General features: G+C 68.6%; 5 protein-coding genes and 1 pseudogene. 2 read left to right on the top strand and 4 right to left on the bottom strand.

The annotated features are described in order from the left end of the window. From VF697_RS36135 to VF697_RS36120, 4 genes are all read right to left on the bottom strand, one after another. Positions 1 to 394 (bottom strand): NUDIX hydrolase (locus VF697_RS36135; RefSeq protein WP_331102304.1); only part of this gene is annotated, 394 nt, incomplete at its 3' end. Positions 395 to 398: 4 nt separating this feature from the next. Beyond that, positions 399 to 1253 (bottom strand): transglutaminase-like domain-containing protein, encoded by an 855-nt coding sequence (locus tag VF697_RS36130; RefSeq protein ID WP_331102302.1) that lies wholly within the window; start codon positions 1251 to 1253, stop codon positions 399 to 401. Between the two features lie 54 nt (positions 1254 to 1307). After that, positions 1308 to 1583 (bottom strand): hypothetical protein, encoded by a 276-nt coding sequence (locus tag VF697_RS36125; RefSeq protein WP_331102300.1) that lies wholly within the window; start codon positions 1581 to 1583, stop codon positions 1308 to 1310. A gap of 17 nt (positions 1584 to 1600) precedes the next feature. Next, positions 1601 to 3175 (bottom strand): YiiX/YebB-like N1pC/P60 family cysteine hydrolase, encoded by a 1575-nt coding sequence (locus VF697_RS36120; protein ID WP_331102298.1) that lies wholly within the window; start codon positions 3173 to 3175, stop codon positions 1601 to 1603. Positions 3176 to 3349: 174 nt separating this feature from the next. Between VF697_RS36120 and VF697_RS36115 the strand changes: the two genes are divergently transcribed. Together VF697_RS36115 and VF697_RS36110 are read left to right on the top strand one after the other, a co-directional pair. Then, positions 3350 to 3667, top strand: coding sequence for a DUF2795 domain-containing protein (locus VF697_RS36115; protein WP_331102297.1), 318 nt, complete (start codon positions 3350 to 3352; stop codon positions 3665 to 3667). A 192-nt stretch (positions 3668 to 3859) separates the two neighbouring features. Next, positions 3860 to 4419 (top strand): annotated as a pseudogene (locus VF697_RS36110) (hypothetical protein); the annotation flags it as partial.

Genomic DNA, 4419 nt, shown 5'->3' with positions numbered 1-4419 from the left:
CGCAGTCGAGCGCGAGGTAGCTGTGGCAGCGGTTGCTCTGGATGGCGGGGTTGGGGTGTACCTGCCCGAGCCTCACCACGCGGTCCGGCACGTACCCCGTCTCCTCCTCCAGCTCGCGCGCGGCGGCCGCCGCGGGGTCCTCTCCCGGCTCCACCATGCCGCCTGGAATCTCCAGCGTCGTCTCGGCGATGCCGAAGCGGTACTGGCGGATGAGCACGAGCTGCTCGTCCTTCGTCACCGCGATGACGTTCACCCACTCGGGGGTGTCGATGACGACGCGAGGGCACTCATGGCCCGTGCGGGGGTCGGCCACCACGTCCTGGCGCACCTTGAGGACGTGGTAGTCGCGCTCCAGGCCCCGGCGCAGGCGGGGCCACGGTTGAAGGGGTTTCATGGCCTCAGTTCAACAGGGAGGCGCGCTCGCGCAACTCCCGGGCCGTCATTTCGAGCCGCTCCCGGTCCGGCGCGTCCGGCGACAGCTCCATGCAGCGCTCCACGTCCTTGAGCGCCGCGCGGTAGGCCCCGAGGTTGGCCAGCAGCGCCGCCCGCGTGCGCAGCTCGCCCGGGTGGTTGGGCGCCAGCATGAGCAGCATGTCCACCACCGCGAGCCCCCGCTCGCACTCCTCGCGCTCCAGGTACACCCGGCGCAGGTTGGACAGCATCCGGTAGGCGATCAGCTCCACCGGGGCCGGCGCCAGCATGGTGGGGTTGAACTTGAGCTGCGGCGCCACGCGCTCCAGCAGCTCCTTGCAGCCCTCCTCGGTGAGGATTTCGCCGCTGTGGAACGGGTCCACCACCAGCTTGTGGTCCCCCGAGTGGCACGCCACCAGGAAGTGCCCGGGGAAGGGCACGCCGTAGAGGGGGATGCCCGCCCGCCGCGCCACCTCCAGGTACACCACGGAGAGCGTGATGGGCAGGCCCACCTTCTTCTCCAGCACTAGGTCCAGGAAGCTGTTCTCCGGGGACTGGTACTCGTCCTCGTTGCCGCGGAAGCCCTCGATGTCCGCCAGCACGTGACGCAGCGCGGTGAGGCCGGCGAGCACCTCTCCCTGGCTCGCGTGGCGCTCCATCTCCACCTGCACCCGAGCGGCCAGGGCGTCGAGCGTATGCAGGCACGCCGGAGCATCGAGTTCCGGTCGGTTGAGGGTCGCGATGGCCAGCGCCGCCAGGTCCAGCCGGGGTGGATCGGCCGCGAGCGCGGACACGAGGCGTTCGCGGGCGAGTGGCGGGCTGAAGGTCGAGGCAATGCTCACGGGCGAAAGGACTAACCCAGGCTCAGGCGGACGGCAAAGGCAGGCAGGCAAGCGTCAACGAGGTGGTTCGGGGGGCAACAGCCGGCCCTTGATCTCCGCGTTGAGCGCCATCTGCGCCGAAATGAGCCCGGACAGGAGCCCATCCTCGAACTCGAAGGTCGGGTGTTGCTTGAGTTGCGGGAAGTCATGGGGATTGCGCAGCTCCTCGGGGGTGATGTTGGGCACCACCTCGCGGGCAAGCCGGAGGACCTTGGCCTGTTGCTGGGAAATCATCCGCTCGTAGAGCTTGCTGGCGATCGCCAGCATCTCCCATCCGGTCTCTTCCGTCATCGCGCGTGCCTCCTCGCCTACTGCTGGGCGATGTCCCACTTCACCCGGCGCCAACTGCGCCGGAAGGACTCCACGTCGCCCTCCCGCGCCCCTCGCTCCTGCTCGCGGCCGTCCAGGAAAGCAACGAAATCGAACTGCCGGTCGGGGCTGTCGTACTCGGAGTCGAACAGCCGGACGAACTCATTGGCGGGCAGGGTGCGCCGGCCAGCCACGTCCACCAGGTCGATGCGCACGCCCTTCGTTCCCTCGGAGGGCACGTAGGCCTTGTACACGAGCTCGGTGCACACGAGGGTGGAGTCGGAGAAGAAGTCGAAGTTGAAGTCGTAGGGCCGCCCCTGGAGGTGGAAGGCGCGGGCGATGGCGCGGGCCTTGTCCACCGGGGCGAGGCGCGGGCGCATGACCCCGAGGTAGTCCACGTGCATGCCGTGCTCGGGGCCAGTGAAGGAAACACCTTCGCTAATGGACTCGATGATGCGGATGGCATCTCCGTGACTGTCCGGGGCCGTGTAGGTGGCCCACTTGGCGGGGTACTCGCGCGCCAGATGCTCGGCGAGCGTCTTCGGGGCGCCGGGCTGCGTCTTCAGCCAGTCCCGCACCCGTGGGTCGCCGTCGAAGGCGGTGACCCAGTCCTGGGGCGTGCCCACGTACAACTCGGCATGGGGCCAGAAGCCCGGCAGACCGATGTTGGAGAGGTACCAGTTCTGCCGCGCCACCATGATGTCGCCCGGCTGCAGGCGGGCCAGCAGGGCGAGCGTCTGCTCCCGGGAGATGAGGGGCTGGCCGATGCGCTTCACCTTGGTGTCGCCCATCCACTCGGCCACCGAGCGCTGCACGGGGAAGAGGGCGTTGACGGTGGCGTCCTGGACGCGATCCGCGCCGGCCTTGGCGAAGAGGGTGAAGCCGCGCTTGAGCTTGCCCCGGGCCACCTTGGAGTTCTCCCGCATCTCGCCCACCAGCCACGTCGCGCGGCGCACGTTGAGGATGCCCGTCTTCTTCAGCAGGGGCTGGAGCTGCGCGGCGTAGGTGTCCCCCGTCATGAGCTGGGTGGCGGTGGAGACGTGGATGGCCCGCTCCTTGAAGCGGGCGAAGGCGCCAGAGGGCAGGCCGTACTCCTCGGAGGGCTCGTCCAGGAGCACCTCGAGCTGCTTGCGGCCGTTGGTGAGCTCCGCGTACGTCAGCCCGTGGGCCAGCTCCGTGGTGAGCGCCCCGTGGGTGAGCAGGAAGCCCCAGGCGTGCTTCGTCTCCTGGGTGAGGGCGGGCACCTTGACGAAGTCCCAGTAGCGCTGGCGGATGAGCTCGAGCGAGGCGAAGTAGTCGGAGAAGGCCGCCCAGGTGGTGAGCAGGGTGCGCTTCTCCTCGGGCGTGTAGGGGAGGTCCTGCTCGCGCGTGTAGAGGTCCCGCGTCTTGGAGATCTGCTGCTGCAGGGCGCGCAGGCCCTGGGCATGGTGCTCGAGCGCCTCCAGGTCCCTCAGCGCCTGGCCCACGAAGGCCGGGTCCCCCAGCGAGTAGACGCTCGTGGCGTCGGAGGCGGGGGTGGGGGGGGTCGGGGTGGCGAGCGCGAGCCAGGTGACGAACAGGGGTGTGGAGAGCATCGGGACCAGGGAAAGGGGTCTGGGAAGCACCAGTCTACCCGGGCCTTGGCCGGCTGGCTGCCCGGGAGACGCCGGCCGGGGGGGCAGGGTGAGGTGGCCCGCTCGACATTCGATACCCAGGTTGGAAGCAAGCCCCGGGAGTGGAGGAAGCCCGGGCGGAAAGGCAGAGACACGATGGCATTCGGATTTGCGGAGAACCCGGCGCTCTCCATCACGCCGCACCTCGACTCCGTGGACTACCCGGCGACGCGCGAGCAGATCGTTTCGGCCGCGGCGGACAACGGCGCGTACGTGGACATCATCAACGTCCTCAAGTCGCTGCCCCAGGAAGAGTATCAGTCCCGAGAAGAAGTGATGCGCGACCTGGCGGAGGCGGCGCGGCGTTTCGCGAACGGCGGCCTGCGGGATGATGACGGGGTGGATCGCGATCGGCGCAACATCGGCCGCGATCTGGTGGAGAACGCCCCGGATGGGAACTCGCGGCATCCGTAGCGAAGCGACGATGAACTGAGCGATGAGGCGCTCGCGGGCGTTGGCCATGCATGGCCAGTGCTCGCGGGCGCTTGGTTTTTCGAGGTGTTGCGCGCATGACCCCTCCATGAGGCACCTGCCATGGACGGTGAGGGCTCGGCGTAGGGTGATGCCGGCTGGCTCCTGACCCATGGGCCGCGATGGGGAGAGCACATGCCGTTCCGATGCGTGTTGCAGTCAGGGCTGGGTGTGCTTGTCGCCAGCGTGCTCCTTGGCGCCTGTGCGGCGGTGCCGGGCCGGGGTGCGCCGAGCCGTTACGCACAGTCCTTTGATTCGGCGACGAACTCCTGCCGGCAGAATCCGGCCCTTTGCGCGCAGGTGGCCGGGGAGGAGACGGTGGTGCTGCAGGGCGCGCGGCGGCTCGCGGAGGCCGGAATCTCGGTCGCCGCGGTGGCGATGGCGCTGGATGCGGAGCTACAGACTCGCATCGAGCAGGCGCTGAAGGAGTGCGCCGAGTATGCGCGCTCGCAGGTGCTCATCGACAAATGGGGCGGGAAGATTCCCAAGGCACAGGACTGCGACAAGCTGATGCCGGGCAAGAACGTGACCTTGGCCATGTTCCTCGGGACGGAGATGCACGAGGTGGCTTTACAATGCGCCGGGCAGAGCTTGAACCAGCTACGCCCGGGTGGTTTCAGCCTGGAGCCGCGTTATCGATACGACAAGACGACGCGCGAGACGACGTTCATCAGCGAGCAGGAGGCGCAGGCCCT

The sequence above is a fragment of the Archangium sp. genome, from assembly GCF_036388035.1.
Lineage (GTDB): Bacteria > Myxococcota > Myxococcia > Myxococcales > Myxococcaceae > Archangium.
This window is presented reverse-complemented; position numbering and strand designations above follow the sequence as displayed.

Excerpts from the sequence above, each read along its gene's own strand:
- VF697_RS36125 (WP_331102300.1), bottom strand. The coding sequence starts at position 1,583 with ATGACGGAAGAGACCGGATGGGAGATGCTGGCGATCGCCAGCAAGCTC.
- VF697_RS36120 (WP_331102298.1), bottom strand. The coding sequence starts at position 3,175 with ATGCTCTCCACACCCCTGTTCGTCACCTGGCTCGCGCTCGCCACCCCG.
- VF697_RS36115 (WP_331102297.1), top strand. The coding sequence starts at position 3,350 with ATGGCATTCGGATTTGCGGAGAACCCGGCGCTCTCCATCACGCCGCAC.